Annotated in this window: 16 protein-coding genes; 6 read left to right on the forward strand and 10 right to left on the reverse strand. The window is 64.7% G+C overall.

The window, feature by feature from the left end; all coding sequences use genetic code 11:
* Positions 1 to 53: 53 nt before the first annotated feature.
* From AC5O5I_RS23750 to AC5O5I_RS23770, 5 genes are all read right to left on the reverse strand, one after another.
* Positions 54 to 848, reverse strand: a complete 795-nt coding sequence (locus AC5O5I_RS23750; RefSeq protein ID WP_172220764.1) for an SDR family NAD(P)-dependent oxidoreductase — start codon at positions 846 to 848, stop codon at positions 54 to 56.
* A 55-nt stretch (positions 849 to 903) separates the two neighbouring features.
* A complete protein-coding gene (locus tag AC5O5I_RS23755; RefSeq protein WP_172220767.1) occupies positions 904 to 2,355 on the reverse strand; it encodes an efflux transporter outer membrane subunit in 1,452 nt (483 codons plus the stop codon).
* Positions 2,352 to 3,413, reverse strand: coding sequence for an HlyD family secretion protein (locus AC5O5I_RS23760; protein WP_172220770.1), 1,062 nt, complete (start codon positions 3,411 to 3,413; stop codon positions 2,352 to 2,354). The genes AC5O5I_RS23755 and AC5O5I_RS23760 overlap by 4 nt, the downstream gene beginning before the upstream one ends.
* A 28-nt stretch (positions 3,414 to 3,441) precedes the next feature.
* A complete protein-coding gene (locus AC5O5I_RS23765; RefSeq protein ID WP_494511658.1) occupies positions 3,442 to 4,986 on the reverse strand; it encodes an MFS transporter in 1,545 nt (514 codons plus the stop codon).
* Positions 4,987 to 5,123: 137 nt separating this feature from the next.
* Entirely contained in the window at positions 5,124 to 6,029 is a 906-nt protein-coding gene (locus tag AC5O5I_RS23770) for a LysR family transcriptional regulator (RefSeq protein WP_172220776.1), read from the reverse strand.
* A 269-nt stretch (positions 6,030 to 6,298) separates the two neighbouring features.
* Between AC5O5I_RS23770 and AC5O5I_RS23775 the strand changes: the two genes are divergently transcribed.
* From AC5O5I_RS23775 to AC5O5I_RS23785, 3 genes are all read left to right on the forward strand, one after another.
* Positions 6,299 to 6,745, forward strand: a complete 447-nt coding sequence (locus tag AC5O5I_RS23775; protein WP_172220779.1) for a universal stress protein — start codon at positions 6,299 to 6,301, stop codon at positions 6,743 to 6,745.
* A gap of 89 nt (positions 6,746 to 6,834) precedes the next feature.
* Entirely contained in the window at positions 6,835 to 7,161 is a 327-nt protein-coding gene (locus AC5O5I_RS23780; RefSeq protein ID WP_172220782.1) for a type II toxin-antitoxin system PrlF family antitoxin, read from the forward strand.
* Positions 7,158 to 7,640, forward strand: a complete 483-nt coding sequence (locus AC5O5I_RS23785; protein ID WP_494511659.1) for a type II toxin-antitoxin system YhaV family toxin — start codon at positions 7,158 to 7,160, stop codon at positions 7,638 to 7,640. Before AC5O5I_RS23780 ends, AC5O5I_RS23785 begins: the two co-directional genes overlap by 4 nt.
* 6 nt (positions 7,641 to 7,646) lie before the next feature.
* On the opposite strand, the gene AC5O5I_RS23790 is transcribed toward AC5O5I_RS23785, so the two are convergent.
* Genes AC5O5I_RS23790 through AC5O5I_RS23805 form a run of 4 tightly spaced genes read right to left on the reverse strand, consistent with a single transcriptional unit; the run spans position 7,647 to position 12,411 of the window.
* Entirely contained in the window at positions 7,647 to 8,507 is an 861-nt protein-coding gene (locus AC5O5I_RS23790; protein WP_172287861.1) for an efflux RND transporter periplasmic adaptor subunit, read from the reverse strand.
* A gap of 10 nt (positions 8,508 to 8,517) precedes the next feature.
* Complete coding sequence (locus tag AC5O5I_RS23795) at positions 8,518 to 8,718, reverse strand: DUF1656 domain-containing protein (protein WP_008097766.1); 201 nt, start codon at positions 8,716 to 8,718, stop codon at positions 8,518 to 8,520.
* Positions 8,708 to 10,885 (reverse strand): FUSC family protein, encoded by a 2,178-nt coding sequence (locus AC5O5I_RS23800; RefSeq protein ID WP_494511660.1) that lies wholly within the window; start codon positions 10,883 to 10,885, stop codon positions 8,708 to 8,710. The genes AC5O5I_RS23795 and AC5O5I_RS23800 overlap by 11 nt, the downstream gene beginning before the upstream one ends.
* Positions 10,882 to 12,411, reverse strand: coding sequence for an efflux transporter outer membrane subunit (locus AC5O5I_RS23805; protein WP_172220794.1), 1,530 nt, complete (start codon positions 12,409 to 12,411; stop codon positions 10,882 to 10,884). The genes AC5O5I_RS23800 and AC5O5I_RS23805 overlap by 4 nt, the downstream gene beginning before the upstream one ends.
* 190 nt (positions 12,412 to 12,601) lie before the next feature.
* Here AC5O5I_RS23805 and AC5O5I_RS23810 point away from each other — a divergent pair, with 190 nt between their 5' ends.
* Together AC5O5I_RS23810 and AC5O5I_RS23815 are read left to right on the forward strand one after the other, a co-directional pair.
* Entirely contained in the window at positions 12,602 to 13,549 is a 948-nt protein-coding gene (locus tag AC5O5I_RS23810) for a LysR family transcriptional regulator (RefSeq protein ID WP_172286798.1), read from the forward strand.
* Positions 13,550 to 13,623: 74 nt separating this feature from the next.
* On the forward strand, positions 13,624 to 14,598 hold the full coding sequence (locus AC5O5I_RS23815; protein ID WP_172220800.1) for a 2-hydroxyacid dehydrogenase: 975 nt from the start codon (positions 13,624 to 13,626) through the stop codon (positions 14,596 to 14,598).
* A gap of 72 nt (positions 14,599 to 14,670) precedes the next feature.
* On the opposite strand, the gene AC5O5I_RS23820 is transcribed toward AC5O5I_RS23815, so the two are convergent.
* Positions 14,671 to 15,573, reverse strand: coding sequence for a DMT family transporter (locus tag AC5O5I_RS23820; RefSeq protein WP_172220802.1), 903 nt, complete (start codon positions 15,571 to 15,573; stop codon positions 14,671 to 14,673).
* Positions 15,574 to 15,848: 275 nt separating this feature from the next.
* Here AC5O5I_RS23820 and AC5O5I_RS23825 point away from each other — a divergent pair, with 275 nt between their 5' ends.
* The gene (locus AC5O5I_RS23825; protein ID WP_172220805.1) at positions 15,849 to 16,724 is read left to right on the forward strand and encodes a helix-turn-helix transcriptional regulator; all 876 of its coding nucleotides are present in this window, start codon (positions 15,849 to 15,851) and stop codon (positions 16,722 to 16,724) included.
* The last annotated feature ends 25 nt before the right edge of the window (positions 16,725 to 16,749 follow it).

The following is a 16,749-nucleotide window of genomic DNA, read 5'->3' on the forward strand; positions in this document are numbered from 1 at the left end:
ATCCCTGTGGGAGCGGGTTTACCCGCGAAGAGGGCGGCACAGACAACAAAGAATCAGGCGATGGAGCGTAACACTCCACCATCCACCCGCAAGGCAGCCCCGGTGGTAGCACTGGCCTGCATCGAAGCCAGGTACACCACCATATTGGCCACCTCTTCCACCGTCGCCAGGCGCTTGAGCAGCGAGGTCGGCCGGTGCTCGGCGAGGAAGTTCGCTTCCAGTTGCTCAGTCGACACACCCTGCTCCCCGGCCAGCTTGGCAAAGAAGTCGCCGACACCTTCCGAGCGGGTAGGCCCAGGCAATACCGCGTTCACCGTCACCCCGCTACCGGCCAAGGTCTCGGCCAGGCCACGCGACACCGCCAGCAGCGCGGTCTTGCTCATGCCGTAATGAATCATCTCGGTCGGGATCTGCAGCGCCGACTCACTGGACAGGAACACCACCCGACCCCACTTGCGCTCGGCCATGCCCTGGGCGTAGTGGCGAGACAGGCGCACCGCGCTGAGCACGTTGACATCGAAGAACCGCTGCCACTCCTCGTCCTCGATCTCGAAGAACGGCTTGGGCTCGAAGATGCCGAGGTTGTTGATCAGGATGTCGCTGTGCGGCACCTGGCCGAACAGTTTTCGCGCACCGTCGCGGGTACTCAGGTCGGCGGCGATACCGATGATGCGCGCCTGTGGCAGGCGTTCGCGGATGGCGTTGAGGGCTTCATCGACCCGGGCTTGAGTGCGGCCGTTGACCACCACTTCGGCCCCCGCCTCGGCCAGGCCGATGGCGATGGCCAGGCCAATGCCGGCGGTGGAGCCGCTGACAATGGCGCGCTTGCCGTTCAAGGAAATCTGCATCTGTGCCTCCTCAATTGTCTGGGGAATCGCCAGGGCTGCTTTGCGGCCCCGGCTTTTACGCTTTCTTCACCGGCTGCTCGTCGAATGCCTGCCAGCCACCACCCAACGCTTTGTACAGCCCTACCAACGCCTGCGACACCGCCGCCGAGCTGTCGATCCACTGCTCTTCGCTGGCCAGCAACGCCCCTTGCACCGTCAGCACATTGAGAAAGTCCACCGCGCCTTCCACATACTGGCGCTGGGCGGTTTCCAGGGCGATGCGGTTCTGTCGCACCGCCTCGGCCAAATGATCCCGACGCAACTGGCTGGCGTTGTAAAGGCGTAGCACATCGTCAATTTCATGCCAGGCGCCAAGCACCACCTTGCGGTAGTTCAGCGCCGCCTCCTGCTGCTGGGCTTCCCGCAATTCCAGCGTGCCCTTGAGCCGGCCACCCTCGAAGATCGGCAGCGAAAGCTGCGGCCCGAAGGCGAAACGGCGCGAGTCCCAGCCAGCAAAATCGGACAACTGCATGGCCTGGAAACCGACACTGCCCGACAGGCGGATACTGGGGTAGAAGTCGGCCTTGGCCACGCCAATGCTGGCGGTGGCGGCATGCAGGCGCGCCTCGGCCTGGCGGATATCCGGGCGCCGCTCGGCCAGCTCGGACGGCAAACCGATGGCGAACTTCTGCTGCGGCGCAGGCAGCTCGCCAGCCGGCAGCAACTCGGCCTGCAAACTGCGCGGCGGTTCGGCCGCGAGCAGGCTGAGGGCGTTGATCAAGTCATCGCGCCGCGCTTCCAGGCTTGGCAGGCGCGACTCGATCGAGGCCACCTGGGCACTGGCCTGGGCCACGTCGAGGCGAGTGGCGACACCTTCCGCCTGGCGATTTTCCGACAGCGTCAGGCTGTGCCGGGCGACCTTGAGGTTGTCGCGAGTCACATCAAGGGTATGCTGCACGGCACGCAACTGGATGTAGTTGCCGGCGGTTTCCGACAGCAGCGCCAGCAACACCCCGCGCCGATCGTTCTCGGCCACTTCGACCGTGGCATCGGCGGCCTCGACCTGACGCCGCACGCGGCCCCACAGGTCCAGCTCCCAGCCGGCTACCAGGTCACCCTGCCAAAGGTTGAAGGCTTGCTTGCCTGCCTTGCCCGACGGGTCGCTCAGGCCCTCGGCGCTGTTGCGGGCGCGGCTGTAGCCGGCGTTCACGTCTACCGACGGCACTTCATCGGCGGCCACAGTGCTGCGTAAGGCACGGCTTTGCAGCAGGCGGGCACTGGCCATCTGCAGGTCGAGGTTGCGCTCGGATACGCGCTGGATCAGTGCACTCAGGCGAGCGTCGTGGAAGGTTTCCCACCAGCGCAGTTCCAGTGGCTCGGCCTGCGGCTGGCTGGCCGCTGCCTCGCCTTGCAACGGCGCCCACTGTTGCGGCGCCTGGCTGTCGGGGCGCAGGAAGTCCGGGCCCATGGTGCAGCCGGCCATCAGCACGGCCAGCAACAACGGGCTCAAGCGTAATGCCGGTTTCATCGTGCGCTTACCTCTTTGCCGTCCAGCTTGTCGCCACGGGTATCGATGGTCGCTTCCACCGACATGCCCACACGCAGGCGCGCGAGCAGCGGCTGGCCGTCATCGAAAACGATCTTCACCGGGATACGCTGCACCACCTTGGTGAAGTTGCCGGTGGCGTTGTCCGGCTTGACGGCGGCGAAGGTGACGCCGGTGGCCGGGGCGATGCTTTCTACATGCCCCTGCAGTTTTTCGCCGGAGAACGTGTCGACGCTGATGCTCACCGGCTGGCCCGGCTGCACGTGGGTCAACTGGGTTTCCTGGAAGTTGCCGACCACATAGGCCTGCTGCAAGGGCACCACCGACAGCAGGCGGGCACCTGGATTGACGTACGCACCGACACGCAGGGCGCGCTCGCCGACCATGCCGTCCACCGGCGCGCTGATGCGGGTATAGGACAGGTCGAGCCGGGCCTTTTCAACGCCCGCTTCAGCCCGCTTCAACTGGCCATCGGCGCTGGCCACCTGGGCGGTAAGGATGTCCACCTGCTTGCGTGCTGCCACCAATGCCGCCTGGGTATTGGCCAGCCGCGCGCGGGCCTGGTCGACGCCGCTGCGCGCCTGCTGGGCGTTCTGCACGGTACCGGCACCCTGCTCGGCCAGGCGGCTGTAGCGGTTGACTTCATGATCGGCGAACGCCGCTTCGGCCTGCGCCGCTTTCACCGCCGCCTCGGCCTGGGCGATCAGCGCCGCCTGGCGCTCGAGGGTGGCACGGGCATCGGCGCTTTGCGCCTTGGCCACCAGCAACTGCGCCTGCGCGGCATCCAGCGCGGCCTGGTAGTCACGGGCATCGATGGTCGCCAGCAACTGGCCAGCCCTGACTTGCTGGTTATCTTCTACCAGCACTTCCTTGATGAACCCGGCAACCTTCGGTGCGACCACGGTGTAGTCGGCGATCACATAGGCGTCATTGGTGCTCTGGCGGTGGTCGCTGCCAAACATCCAGGGGCCGATGATGCCGGCCAGGACAGCGACGGCAAGCACCGCGCCGATGAACAGGGTTTTGCGGTTGTTGGTCATTTCAGCGGTTCTCGAATTCATCCAGGGTTCAGGCCACCGCACGCGGCGGATAGACCCGGGTAGGCACGAAAGGAATCAGGCAGATCAGGGCCACTGCAATGCAGGCCATGACCAGGTAGAGGTCGGCGGAGGTCAGCACCAGCGCCTGGTCGTGGATACGCTTGGCCAGCCCTGCGCTGCTGTCATCGACCAGCGGGGCGTTGCCCAGGCTGTCCACCAGGTGGTTGGAATGGAAGTGCCGGCGCAGCGTACCAACGGCGTCCAGCAGGCCACCGGCGACCACTGCAGCCAGGCCTTTGACGGTGTTGAACCAGCTGGAGGCGAACGGGCCTTCCTGCGGGGTCATCCCGTTGGTGGACAGCATCAGCAGCGGCAGTACCGCCATCGGCTGGCCGAACACCTGCAGCAGGTAGAACGGATAGAAGTCGCCACGGATCCACTGCGACGTCAGCAGGCTGCTGCCGACACAGGACACCGCCAGCATCGCCAGGCCGATGCCCAGCACCCAGCGGCAGTCCACCGCGCGGATATTGCACAGGGCGGCGGTCAGCGGCAGGGCGATCAGCTGCGGCATGGCCACCAGCATCATCAACGGGCTGGTCTGCACCGGCCGGTAGCCCTGGATCTGCGCCAGGTAAGCCGACGGGATGCTACCTACACCAGACAACACGATCAGCACGCCGGCCAGGGTCACCAGGGCAAAACTGAGGTTGCGTCGCGAGAGCATGCGTAACTGGAAAAACGGCAGCGGCTCGGACCACTCGTTGTACATGAACAGCACCAGCAACAGCAGGCCGCCACCCAGCAGCCAGCAGATCAGTGGCGAATCGAACCAGCCCCAGCGGTCGCCTAGCGACAGGCCCAGCACGATGCAGCTGATGGCGGGCAGGCCGAGCAGCACGCCGCGCCAATCGAACTGCTTGAAACGTTCCAGGCGCAGCGGGTCCTGCGGCAAGCCCCAGCCCACGCAGAACATGGCCAGCGCCGACGGCACGATGATCTGCCAGAACGCCCACTGCCAACCGACGTACTCGGTCCAGAGGCCAGCCAGTGGCGTGCCGAGGTTAGGGCCGAAAGTGGCGGTAAGGGCATAGCAGGCCAGGCCGTACACCTTGATACCCGGCGGCAAGAAGCGCAGGGCCACGCTCATCAGCATCGGCGGCAAGGCGCCAGAGGCAAAACCTTGCAGCACGCGCAGCAGCATCAGGCTGTGCAGGTTGGGGGCGAACGGTTGCAGCAGACCCAGCACGGCGAACACGCCGATGGCGCTCATGGTGAAGCGCCGTAGCGAGAAGGTAGTGGCCAGCCACGGCGCGAACGCCATGGCCGAGACCGAGGCGGCGCTGTACACCGCCAGCAGCCAGGCGCCTTCGTCGGCACCAATGCCCATGGCGCCGCGAATATCGGCCAGGGAAATCTTCGTCACCGACTCATTGAGGCCCGCGCACAGCACGGCCAGCAGTACACCGAACAGCCCAACCACGACCTGCAGGCCGAACGCCGTCTGCGCAGGCGCGGCCGGCGCGGGGGCGGCAGCGCCAATCGCGGCAGAGGGGGCGGACAGGGAACTCATGGACAGACATCTCCAGCAACAAAATCACGACTGGAGCAAGTCTAAGAACGTCGAATGCTGACGAAAACTGAATTCTCGGTAGGTTTATGTTGCGTCAAACGCAATCGGGACATCATAGCGGGCATGAAAGGCCCTGATCATGGGTCCATGCTACCGCACGCCTTCAGCGTCTGGCGCAGCCACCGATGCGCCGGATCGTTGTCGAATCGCGGGTGCCACGCCTGTTTCACATTCACCTTTTCCAGCGGCACGGGTATTTCGAAAGACCGCAATGGCAGCTTCAGACGGTTCACGCTGTTGAGGATATTGGCGGGTATCGGCAGGATCAGGTCGGAGTCCGGCAGCGAGAACATCGCCGAGTGGAAACTGGTGGTGATCAGCGCCACCCGCCGCTCCACCTTGTGGTTGGCCAGCGCCACGTCGATCGGCCCATTGGCCCGACCGCGCCGTGACACACTGATCTGCGGATACGCGGCAAAGCGCTGCGGTGTGATCGGCGCCTCGAAAATAGGGTGTCCCTCGCGCGCCAAGCCGACGAAATAGGTATTGAACAAACTCTGCACTTTCATCTCCGGGCCCAGTTCAATGGCCGAGCTGATGATCAGGTCGATGTGACCGTTGCGCAGTACCGCGTCATCGTCGCCACTGCCTTCCGGTACAAAGCGCAACACCGTGCGCGGCGCCTGGGCCAGCATCATGCGCAGCAACTGGGCGCCGTACAGGGCGATGAACAGGTCGTTGGTGCGAATGTTGAAGGCCCGGTCCAGGTTTGCCAGGTCGACCGCGTCGCGGCTGCGGAACACCTGCCCGGCTTGCTCCACCAGCCCATGCACCTGCTCGCGCAGGGCCAGCGCCCGTGGGGTCGGCACCAGGCCACGGCCGGCACGTACCAGGATCGGGTCGCCCAGGGCATCGCGGATCCGTCCCAAGGTCCGGCTCATCGCCGCCGGGCTCAGGTTCATGCGCTGCGCCGCGCCGACCACACTGCCTTCGTCGAGCAGGGCATCGAGGGCGACGAGCAGGTTCATGTCCGGGAGTTGCATGGCGGTTATCCGTTACTGCGCTGGGAAGGGCGATGGTAGCAGGTTGCAGGATTGCACCAGACGCAATGCGCCCGTGCGCCGTGGGGCATTTATCCCGTAAGTCGATCTGGCCAAGAATGACCTTTGGCAGGTTCGGCCCTTTCGCGGGTAAACCCGCTCCCACAGGTACACCACAATATTTGAAAGCTGTGTGGTCTTTGTGGGAGCGGGTTTACCCGCGAAAGGGCCCGAACAGGCAATCACTCCGCCAGCCTTTACAAGGATCCCCAATGCCCAACCCCGTCCTGATCGCCATCGACGCCTCCCCCGCCGCCACTGCCCTGCTCGCCCTGGCCCGTCGCTACTGCCGCCCAGGCGAGCACGAACTGCACGTGCTGCTGGCCATCGATTCCACCTTCGCCGTGCACGACAGACCCGCGCCCTACACCGCCGAGGAGCTGGAGGAATACCCCGCTGCCTGCGAGGAACAGCAACACGCCGACCACGCCGTGGCCGAGGCAGTACGCGAATTGCAACAGGCCGGTTTCGCCAGCCAGGGCTGCATGGTGGCCGGGCAGCCGGTCGACGCCATCATCGCCAAGGCACAGGAGCTGAACTGCGAGCTGGTCATCATGGGTCACCGGCACCTGTCGCGGCTGGGGCGGCTGCTCGATCCGTCGATCAGCGCAAAGGTGATCGACCGCATTGAAATGCCGGTTTTGGTAGGGCCCGCCTGACCGGCCATCACCCGGAAACGCAATTGCATTGACCAGGTAATGCAATCGCATTACCTTGGAGTACTGCTGCAACACAAAGGACAGTGCCCATGGCTACCACCTTCGAAGTCGAGTCCACGCTGACTGATCGCTACCAAACCACCGTTCCCGAAACCGTACGGCGCGCCCTGGGTTTGAAAAAGCGTGACAAGATCCATTACTCGATTCGCCCTGACGGTGGGGTGATACTCACCCGCGCAGAGGCAACCGAGGACGATCCGGTGCTGGGCCAGTTCCTGGATTTCCTGGCGCACGACATCGCTACCAATCCTCAACGGCTGCAGGTTGTCGATGCAGGCCTCATCGCTCGTCTCGACAAGCTTGTCGGCGACGCGGAGGTCGACCTTGATCAACCTCTGTCGGCGGATGATGAATGAGTGATGCGAACAGGAAGCCTTTTGTTATTCATGGATGGACTGTATTTGCTCACCCACTGTTCCTGGCCAAGCTGGACGCGCTGAGCGCCCAGGTTCAGGCTCAGATGCAGAAAGACCCAGCTGGTTACGCCAAGAAGAATGCTTATAAGCGGCTGGCGGCAATCAAACGCTTGGCATTCGATGTGATCCCCCAGGACCCGACCAAAGTTGAGTACAGGCAGGGCGCACCGTTGGGCGGTGACCACAAGCACTGGTTCAGAGCGAAGTTCTTCCAGCAATACCGCTTGTTCTTTCGCTATCACACCGCCAGTCGGATCATCGTGCTGGCTTGGGTCAATGATGAATCGAGCAAGCGGGCCTACGACAGCAGCGATGACGCTTACGAAGTCTTTCAGAAGATGCTGCTAACTGGCCATCCACCAGATGACTGGGATCAATTGCTGCGAGAGTGCGGGTCTGTGCATGTCAGGCCCGAATAGCAGAATTCACCCCTCGCTCGGTTTCACCACCACCGTACACGTCGTCCCCGCCGCCAGCAAAAAACCTTCCGGCACTTCATCGATGTGGATACGCACCGGCACCCGCTGCGCCAACCGCACCCAGTTGAACGTCGGGTTGACGTCGGCAATCAGCTCGCGGCTCTGGGGGTTGTCGCGGTCGTAGATGCCACGGGCGATGCTCTCCACATGCCCCTTGATGCGCTCGCCGCTCATCATCTGCAATTCGGCCGGGTCACCCACCTTCACGTGCGGCAGCTTGGTCTCCTCGAAGAAGCCGTACACCCAGAACGAGTTTTCATCGACCACCGCCATCACCGCTTCACCGGTGCGCGCGTAGTCGCCTTTGTGGATATTCAGGTTGGTCACGTAGCCGTCCACCGTGGCGACGATATGCGTGCGCTTGAGGTTCAGCTGGGCCGCCGCCAGCTCGGCCAGGGCTTGCTGGTAATCGGCTTGAGCCGAGTTGGCGATGTTGCTGGCGTCGTCGCGGTTTTCCCGGGAGATCACCAGGTTGTCCATGTCGGCTCGGCGCTTGGCGTTGACCTTGCGCATGTCCCAGGTGGCCTTGCGCGAGGCGACCAGCGCCTTGGCCTGGTCAACCGCCAACTGGTAGTGCTCGGGGTCGATCTGGATCAGCAGGTCGCCTTTTTTCACCCGCTGGTTGTCCTTGACCGGCACGTCCACCACATACCCGGGCACGTCGGCGGCAACGTTGATGATGTCGGCGCGCACGCGGCCGTCACGGGTCCACGGCGTGGTCATGTAGTGCAGCCACAACTGGCGACCGATCACCACGGCAGCGGTCAGCACCAGCAGGGTGGCGATCAGGCTGAAGAACTTTTTCATCGAAGGATTCTCACCAGTAGAGCGACAGCGCCAGGGCGCCGAACAGGCAGACGAACAGGCTCAGGCGCAGCAGCGCCGGGTGCCAGAAGAAGCGGTAGCCATCATGGCTGGCGATGAACCGGTCCAGGCCCCAGGCCAGGCCCAGGGCAAACAGGAACATCAAGGTCATGGTGGGCATGTACACGCCATGGAAGGCGATCTCACGGGGCATCTTGCAGTCCTTTCGCCGGTGCCAGTGGCGACTGTGGGTCGAGCAGGGAAGAACGGATGAAGTGCAGGTAGCTTTGCGCACGGCGCAGCACCGAAGTGTCGAAGTGCCGGGCAAAGGGCTCGTCGGTCGCCTGTACCCGGGCGATGGCGTGGTCCACCGCCACCAGGGCACGTTCGTGGTTGCTGGCGCTGGGCTGCAGGAACAGCCGGGCCAGGGCGCGGCCCATGACGCGAATGGCCTGGCGCCAGGGCTGCGACTCGGCGTAGGCCGGGTGCACCGGCGCGCGGGCCTGCTCTTTGCGCAGCTCGATGATGGCGTGGCCGATTTCCAGCACGGTGAACATCCAGCCCATCAACTGGCTTTGCACCTGCGGCTTGCCGGCCGCCAGGCCGTAGGCCTGGTGCAGCAGGTCGCGGGTGCGGCTTTCAAAGGCCGAGCCCAGGCCGCGCAGGCGGCCGCTGATGGCAAACAGCACTTGCTCGCGCAGTTCCTGCTCCAGGCGGCTCCACAGCCAACGGCTGTTGGGCGGCAGGATGATTGCCCCGGCGGCGGCGCAGACGAACATGCCGATGACCATGCCGATGTAGTCGTTGATGAAGGTGTACGGGTCATACACGGTGAGGTTGTTCGGCACCGAGCCGATGGCGAAGAACACCAGCAGGCCGATGCCGTAGCCGGCATAGGCCGGCCGCGAGGAAAGAAACGCGCCCAGCACGAACACCGGCGCCAGCACCATGCACAGCAGCGGGAAACCGTCGATCCAGGGGAACACGAAGAAGGTTTCGAAGAAGCCGACGAAGGCGCCGATGGCCGTGCCGCAGGCCATCTGGAACGACATGCGCTTGGGGTTCGGCGAAGCCGCCGACAGGCCCACGGTGACCGTGGCGATCAGGGTCATCATCGCGCCGCTGGGCCAGTCACTGAGCAGCCAGTAACTGCCCAGCAGCAACAGCACTGCCGAAGCGCGCACGCCTGCAGCAAGCGATACCAGCCAGCTGGTCTGGGCCACGTAGGGCTCGTCCCACTGCTCGCGCTGGTGTCTGTGCACGGCCAGCGAGGCATGGGTTTCGGCGTAGCTGTACATCTCGTCGACGAAGCGGTACAGCAGCTCGAACGCGGTGTGGAAGTCGAGCAGGTCGGCATCGCTGGGCGCGGTCGCCAGGTACTCGGCGCGCAGGCCACGCACCTGGGCTTGCAGGCCTTCCTTGTAGGCGGCCAGCTCCAGGGTCAGGCGCAGCGCGTCGGCGTCGGTCAGCGCCCGGCCCACGTACGGCTGCAGCAGTTCTACCAGGGTGTTCAGGCCCGGCTCGATGGCGCTCACGATCTGCAGCGGGCCACGGTTGCGCAGGCGCTCCAGCAAGCGATGCAGGGCATTGAAACGCGTGGTGATGGCCATGAACTCGCTGTTCATGCGCACCAGGCGGCCACTGCGGCGGCGCATGTGCGGGTCTTCGAAGGCGGTGACGTTGCGCAGGCTTTCAAGGCCCACGGCCTCGGCGACGAAGCGCACGTTGCTGGTTTCGAAACGATCGCGCTGGCTGTCACCGCGCAAGGCCTCGACCACCACCCCGGCGAACACCCCAAAGCGCTGGTACAGGGCGTTGCGCATGGCGGCACTGGCCGACTGCGGCAGGATCGCGGCGGTGACGAAGGTCGATACGAGAATGCCCAGGGCAATTTCCAGCACCCGCCACACCGCAGCCATGAACGCCTGGTCGGGGTGCTGCAGAACCGGCAGGCCGATCATCGCCGCCGTGTAGCCCGCCAGCACAAACCCATAGGCACGGAATGTGCGGTAGCGCATGGCACCGGCCGAGCACAAGCCCACCCACAGTGCCAGGCTGGGCAGGAACAGCTCGGTGTTCTGCGGGAAGATGGCAATCAGTGCCACCATCATCGCCGAGCCGGCCAAGGTGCCGAGCACCCGGTAAAAGCTCTTGGCGAACACGTGGCCGCTTTGCGGCTGCATGACGATGAACACGGTGATCATCGCCGTGCGCGGTTGCGGCAGCTCCAGGCGCATGGCCAGCCACAGGGTGATGAACGCCGCCGCCAGGACCTTGAAAATGTACACCCAGGTAACACCGTCGGTGCGCGCCCAGGCAAAGAAACCCCGGCGCCACTCCAGGCTGTGCAGCCAGCGCACGGGCAGGCTGGAAGTGCTCATTCGGCGTTGTCCGGCTGCTTGTCGAAAATGGCCAGGCTGGCCGGGGTTTTCGGCGCCGCCTGGCGGTCTTCATCAGGTACGTCCTGGCCGGCCTGCAGGCCACCGCCCAGCGCGGTCACCAGCTCGGCATGGGCGATCAGGCGGGCGGCCTGCACCTGCTGCTGTATCTGCTGCTGACGGAACAGCAAGGTCTGCGCGTTGAGCACATTGAGGTAATCGGTAAGGCCACGCTGGAAGGCAACCATGGCGATGTCGTAGGTTTTCTGCGCGGCGGCGACGGACTCGGCGGCGAAGTGCGACTGCTCTTGCATCGACTCGCGGCGGATCAGCTGGTCAGAGATGTTCTTCAGCGCACCGACCACGGTCTGGTTGTAGCGCGCCACGGCCACGTCGTAGCCAGCCGATGCCACGCCCAACTGCGAACGCAGACGGCCACCATCGAACACCGGCAGGCTGATGGCCGGGCCGACGTTGTAGTTGAACTTGCGCCCGGTCAGGAACTCCAGCGGGCCGCCGCCGGTGGCCATGAAGCCCAGGCTGCCGACCAGGTCGACATTAGGGAAGAAGCCGGCGTGGGCGACGTCGATGCCACGCGCCTGGGCAGCCACCTGCCAGCGGCTGGCGACCACGTCGGGGCGCTGGCCGACCAGTTCGGCAGGCAGGTTCGAGGGCAGCTTCAGCGGCGCAGCCAGGGTCAGGCTCGGGCGCTGTAGCTGCGCGCCCTGCCCTGGGCCCTTGCCGGCCAGGGCGGCCAGCTGGTTGCGGGTGAGCGCGATTTCTTCGTTGAGGCTGTCGAGCTGGCGGTGGGTTTCCGGCAGCGGCGCTTCGGCCTGGCTGACCTCGAAGTGGGTGCCGATGCCGGCATCCAGGCGGCGCTTGGCCAGGGCCAGGATCTGCTCCTGCTGCGCAAGCTCGGCCTTGACGATATCGCGCTGGGCAAAGTGCAGGCTCAGCTGGATATAGGCCCGTACCACGTTGTTCTGCAGTTCCAGCTGCGCCTGGCGGGCTTCGGCTACGCTCATGTGCGCCTGGTCCACGGCCTGCTCGCTGGCATTGCGCTCACGGCCCCAGAGGTCGAGGGCGTAGCTGAAGCCGATGGCGGCATTGTTGTCCCAGGTGTTGGCGCCCGACAACGCGCCAGGGCCGTAGAACTGGTCTTCCGGCCAGTTATGGCGCTTGAGCGTGGCCTGGCCGTTGGCCTGGAGCTGCTCCGCCGACTCGACCACGCCGGCCATGGCCTTGGCTTCGCGCACCCGCGCCGCAGCCATGGCCAGGCTTGGGCTGCCGGCTACGGCCAAGGCAATCCAGCGGTCCAGCTGGGGGTCGCCATAGGCGTGCCACCACTGCTGGTCGGGCCAGTGGGCGTCGGTTGCGGCTTCACGCATGGCCGCATCAGGGGTCAGGGTATTGGCTTGCAGCGTCTTGCTTTGCGGGGCAATGCCCCAGGTTCCGATACAGCCGCTCAAGGTGAGGGCAAGGGCACAGGCACTGAACGCGTTGAGCGTTCTGATGATGCGACGCGGCACAGCTGCGATTTCCCGAGGAAGTGAAGAGGGGCCGGGCAATTCTAGGGGGCGGCAGCACTGGCGATAAGCGCAGATTCCTGCGAATCTTTGTTACCAAAACAGCGATAATCCGCCTTTGGTCGAAGACAACTTTTCATAACTTCGACGTTACTTCGTGACACACTTTTGTCCTCTATATCGAGAGTGACCCATGGACACCCTGCAAAACATGCGTGCTTTCAGTTGCGTCGCCCAGCTCGGCAGCTTCACTGCCGCTGCCGCGCAACTGGACACGACCACCGCGAACGTGTCGCGGGCGGTCTCCAACCTGGAAGCCCATCTGCAAACCAGGCTGCTCAACCGTACCACCCGGCGCATTGCGCTGACCGAAGCCGGCAAGCGCTACCTGATGCGTTGCGAACAGATTCTTACCTACGTGGAAGAAGCCGAGGCCGAAGCCAGCGACGCCCATGCGCGCCCGGCCGGGCAGTTGAAGGTGCACTCGATGACCGGGGTCGGCCAGCACTTCGTGGTCGACGCCATCGCCCGTTACCGCGAATCGCACCCCGACGTGACCTTCGACCTGACCATGGCCAACCGCGTGCCAGACCTGCTCGACGAGGGCTATGACGTGTCCATCGTGCTGGCCACCGAACTGCCCGATTCGGGGTTCGTGTCGCAGCGCCTGGGCATCACCTACAGCATCGTCTGCGCCTCGCCCGGCTACATCGCCCGCCACGGCGCGGCGCAAAAGCCCGTCGACCTGCTCAAGCACGCCTGCCTGCGCATGGTCAGCCCGGTCATCCCACTGGAAAAGTGGCTGTTCGACGGCCCGGAAGGCCAGGAAATGGTCAACATCACCAGCTCGCCGTTCATGGTCAACACCGCCGACGCCATGAAAACCGCGATCCGCAGTGGCATGGGCGTAGGTGTGCTGCCGATCTACTCAGCCATCGAAGGGTTGCGTGACGGCAGCCTGGTGCGGGTACTGCCCGAATACCGGCTGCAGGAACTGAACCTGTATGCCATCTACCCATCGCGCCAGTACCTGGACGCCAAGATCAAGACCTGGGTCGAGTACCTGCGCAATTCACTGCCGGAGATTCTGGCGGCGCATGAGGCAGACCTGAAAACCCATCAGGTGCTGATCGCCAACTAAAAAGCTGCTGCATTGCCGGGGTGGACAATGGTAGGTTGCTAACCATTGATTCCACCTTGCAGAGAAGTTGCCCGATGAAAAAAACCGTCCTGGCCTTCAGCCGTATCACCCCGGCCATGGCCGAGCGCCTGCAGCAAGACTTCAACGTGATCCTGCCGAACCCCAAGCTCGGCGACATCAATGCCCAGTTCAACGAAGCCCTGCCCGAGGCTCACGGCCTGATCGGGGTTGGCCGCAAGCTCGGCCGCGCGCAACTCGAAGGTGCGGCCAGGCTCGAGGTGGTTTCCAGCGTTTCGGTCGGCTACGACAACTACGACCTGGACTACTTCAACGAACGCGGCATCGCCCTGACCAACACCCCCGACGTGCTCACCGAGAGCACGGCCGACCTGGGCTTCTCGCTGATCATGGGTTGCGCCCGCCGCACCGCCGAGCTGGATGCCTGGACCAAGGCCGGCAACTGGCAGGCCACGGTGGGCCCGGCCCACTTCGGCAGCGATGTGCATGGCAAGACCCTGGGTATCGTCGGCATGGGCAATATCGGCGCAGCGCTGGCGCGCCGTGGCCGCTTCGGTTTCAACATGCCGATCCTGTACAGCGGCAACAGCCGCAAGCCCGCGCTGGAGCAAGAGCTGGGCGCGCAGTTCCGCAGCCTTGAGCAGTTGCTGGCCGAAGCGGACTTCGTGTGCATCGTGGTGCCGCTGTCCGATGCCACCCGCAAGCTGATCAGCACCCGCGAGCTGAAGCTGATGAAGCCAAGCGCCTTCCTGATCAACATCGCCCGTGGGCCGGTGGTGGACGAGGCGGCACTGATCGAAGCGTTGCAGAACGGTACCCTTCGCGGGGCCGGCCTGGATGTGTACGAAAAAGAGCCGTTGAGCGATTCGCCATTGTTCAAGCTGCCCAATGCGCTGACCTTGCCGCATATCGGTTCGGCCACAGCCGAAACCCGCGAGGCCATGGCCAACCGGGCGATGGACAACCTGCGTGCGGCGCTGCTGGGTGAACGCCCGCGGGACCTGGTGAACCCGCAGGTGTGGAAGGACTGATAGTTCGCTACTGCCTGCACCGGCCGCTTCGCGGGCATGCCCGCGAAGAGGCCGGTGCAGGCAATGCACCACCTATTTAGCCATCACGACAGGCTCAGCCACCCTGGCCTTGGACTTGCGAAACACCAGCACATTCCCCGCCATCACCGCCACCAGCCCAAGCAACGCTGGCGGCGTCCACTGGTACCCCTCGACCACCGCCGACACATTCAACGCCACCAGCGGGAACAGCACCGTGCAATAAGCCGCCCGTTCCGGCCCCATGCGGCCAACCAGGGTCAGGTAGGCGGTGAAGCCGATCACCGACCCCGGTATCACCAGGTACATCAACGAGCCGATATAGCGCGTGTTCCATTCCATGGTGAAAGGCACGCCGCTGACAACGCAATACACGGCCAGCATCGTCGCGCCATAGACCATGCCCCAGGCATTGGTGGTCATCGGCTTGAGCCCGGCCTTCTGCTGCATACTCGAAAGCAGGTTGCCCGCTGAAAAGCACAGCGTGCCGAGCAACGCCAGGCCAAGGCCATACAAGGTCTCGCGGCTGGCCGCGTGGTGGGCCAGCTCCGGCCAGAACAGCAAGCCCAGGCCAAGCAGCCCCAGGGCGCCGCCGCCGAGCACATTGCTGGCGATCTTCTGGCCGAAGAACACCCGCGCGTTCAGCGCGTTCCACAGGGTGGCAGTGGAGAACACCACGGCGATCAGGCCGCTGGCGATCCATTGGCTGGCGGTGAGAAAGCACATGAAATTGACACAGAACAGGCACAGGCCCTGGACCAGGCAGATGAGATGGCCACGACGGTTCATCGGCTGCAGGCGGCGGGTGAGCAGCAGCAAGGCGAACAGGATCAGGCCGGCCAAGGCAAAGCGGTAGACGATCGAGACCGGGATGGCGACCACGCCCAGTTGCAGTTTCAGGGCGATCCAGGTGGTGCCCCAGATCAGTACGGTGAGCAGGTAGAGCGACAGGTTCATCGGTGGGGCTCCTAAAGCGAACGACCAGACATCCCGGGGCCGCTGTGCGGCCCATCGCCGGCGAGCCAGCTCCCACAGGTACAGCATCAAGCTCAAGCCGGGCGCTGTCCCTGTGGGAGCTGGCTTGCCGGCGATCGAGGGCGCAGCACTCGCGGCGGCATTCCAGTGTTCCCCCGGCGAGCCCCCAGCGCTTGCACAAACTTGCGCATTTGTCCCGCCGATGGCTGTAAGCCGGCCCAAGCCGCAGTACGATGGCTGGCAAGAGGAGCCCGCCCATGACCCCACTCACCCAACTGCAAGTGTTCACCGCCATGCAAGCCTCGCCCCACGCCTGCCTGGAGTTGAGCGCGCACCTGGGCGACGGGCTGGCGGCGGCGTTGTGGAGCAACCGCGACGATGCCCGCGACTATCAGGCGCCAAGCCATCACACCCTGTCGTGCTACATCGCCGACGGCACCGGCACCTTCCGCCGCCAGCGCCCGGCCGACAAGGGCGCACCGGGCAAGCTGTGCATCATGCCGGCCGGCCATGAGTCGAACTGGGTGGTGAACGGCGGCATTCGCCTGGCGCACCTGTACGTCAGCGAGGCGCAGTTCGCCCTGGGCTGCGTGCGCCTGCTCGACCGCGAGCCACGCGAACTGCAGTTGCAGGAAGCGACCTTTCTCGACGACCCGCAACAGGCCGTACGCTTTCGCCAGCTGATCGGACTGGCCTGGGACGAGCCTGGCGAGCGCTTGCTGGCCAGCAGCCTGGCGCACGCAATCGTCGACCATGCGCTGCTCAGCCAGGTCGGGCTGCGCCATGGCCTGCGGTTGAAAGGCGGCCTGGCGCCGAACCTGCGCCGGCAGTTGGTCGACTACATCGAAGCGCACCTGGACCAGCCCATCACGCTCGGCGAACTGGCTTTGCGCTGCAACCTCTCCGAATACCACTTTGCGCGCATGTTCCGCAGCAGTTTCGGGCTGCCGCCGCACCAGTACCTGCTCGCGCGGCGGTTACACCAGGCGTGCCAGTTGCTGCGCCTGGGGGTGATGCCATTGGGCGAGATCGCCCTGATGTGCGGGTTTGCCAGCGCCAGCCATTTCAGCAACCGGTTCCGCCAGGCTTTCGCTGCAACACCGGGTGAATATCGTGCGGCCATTCGCGGCTAAAGCGCCCCCTGCAGGCCGTACGGGC

Source organism: Pseudomonas sp. 9_2_1 (genome assembly GCF_059295275.1).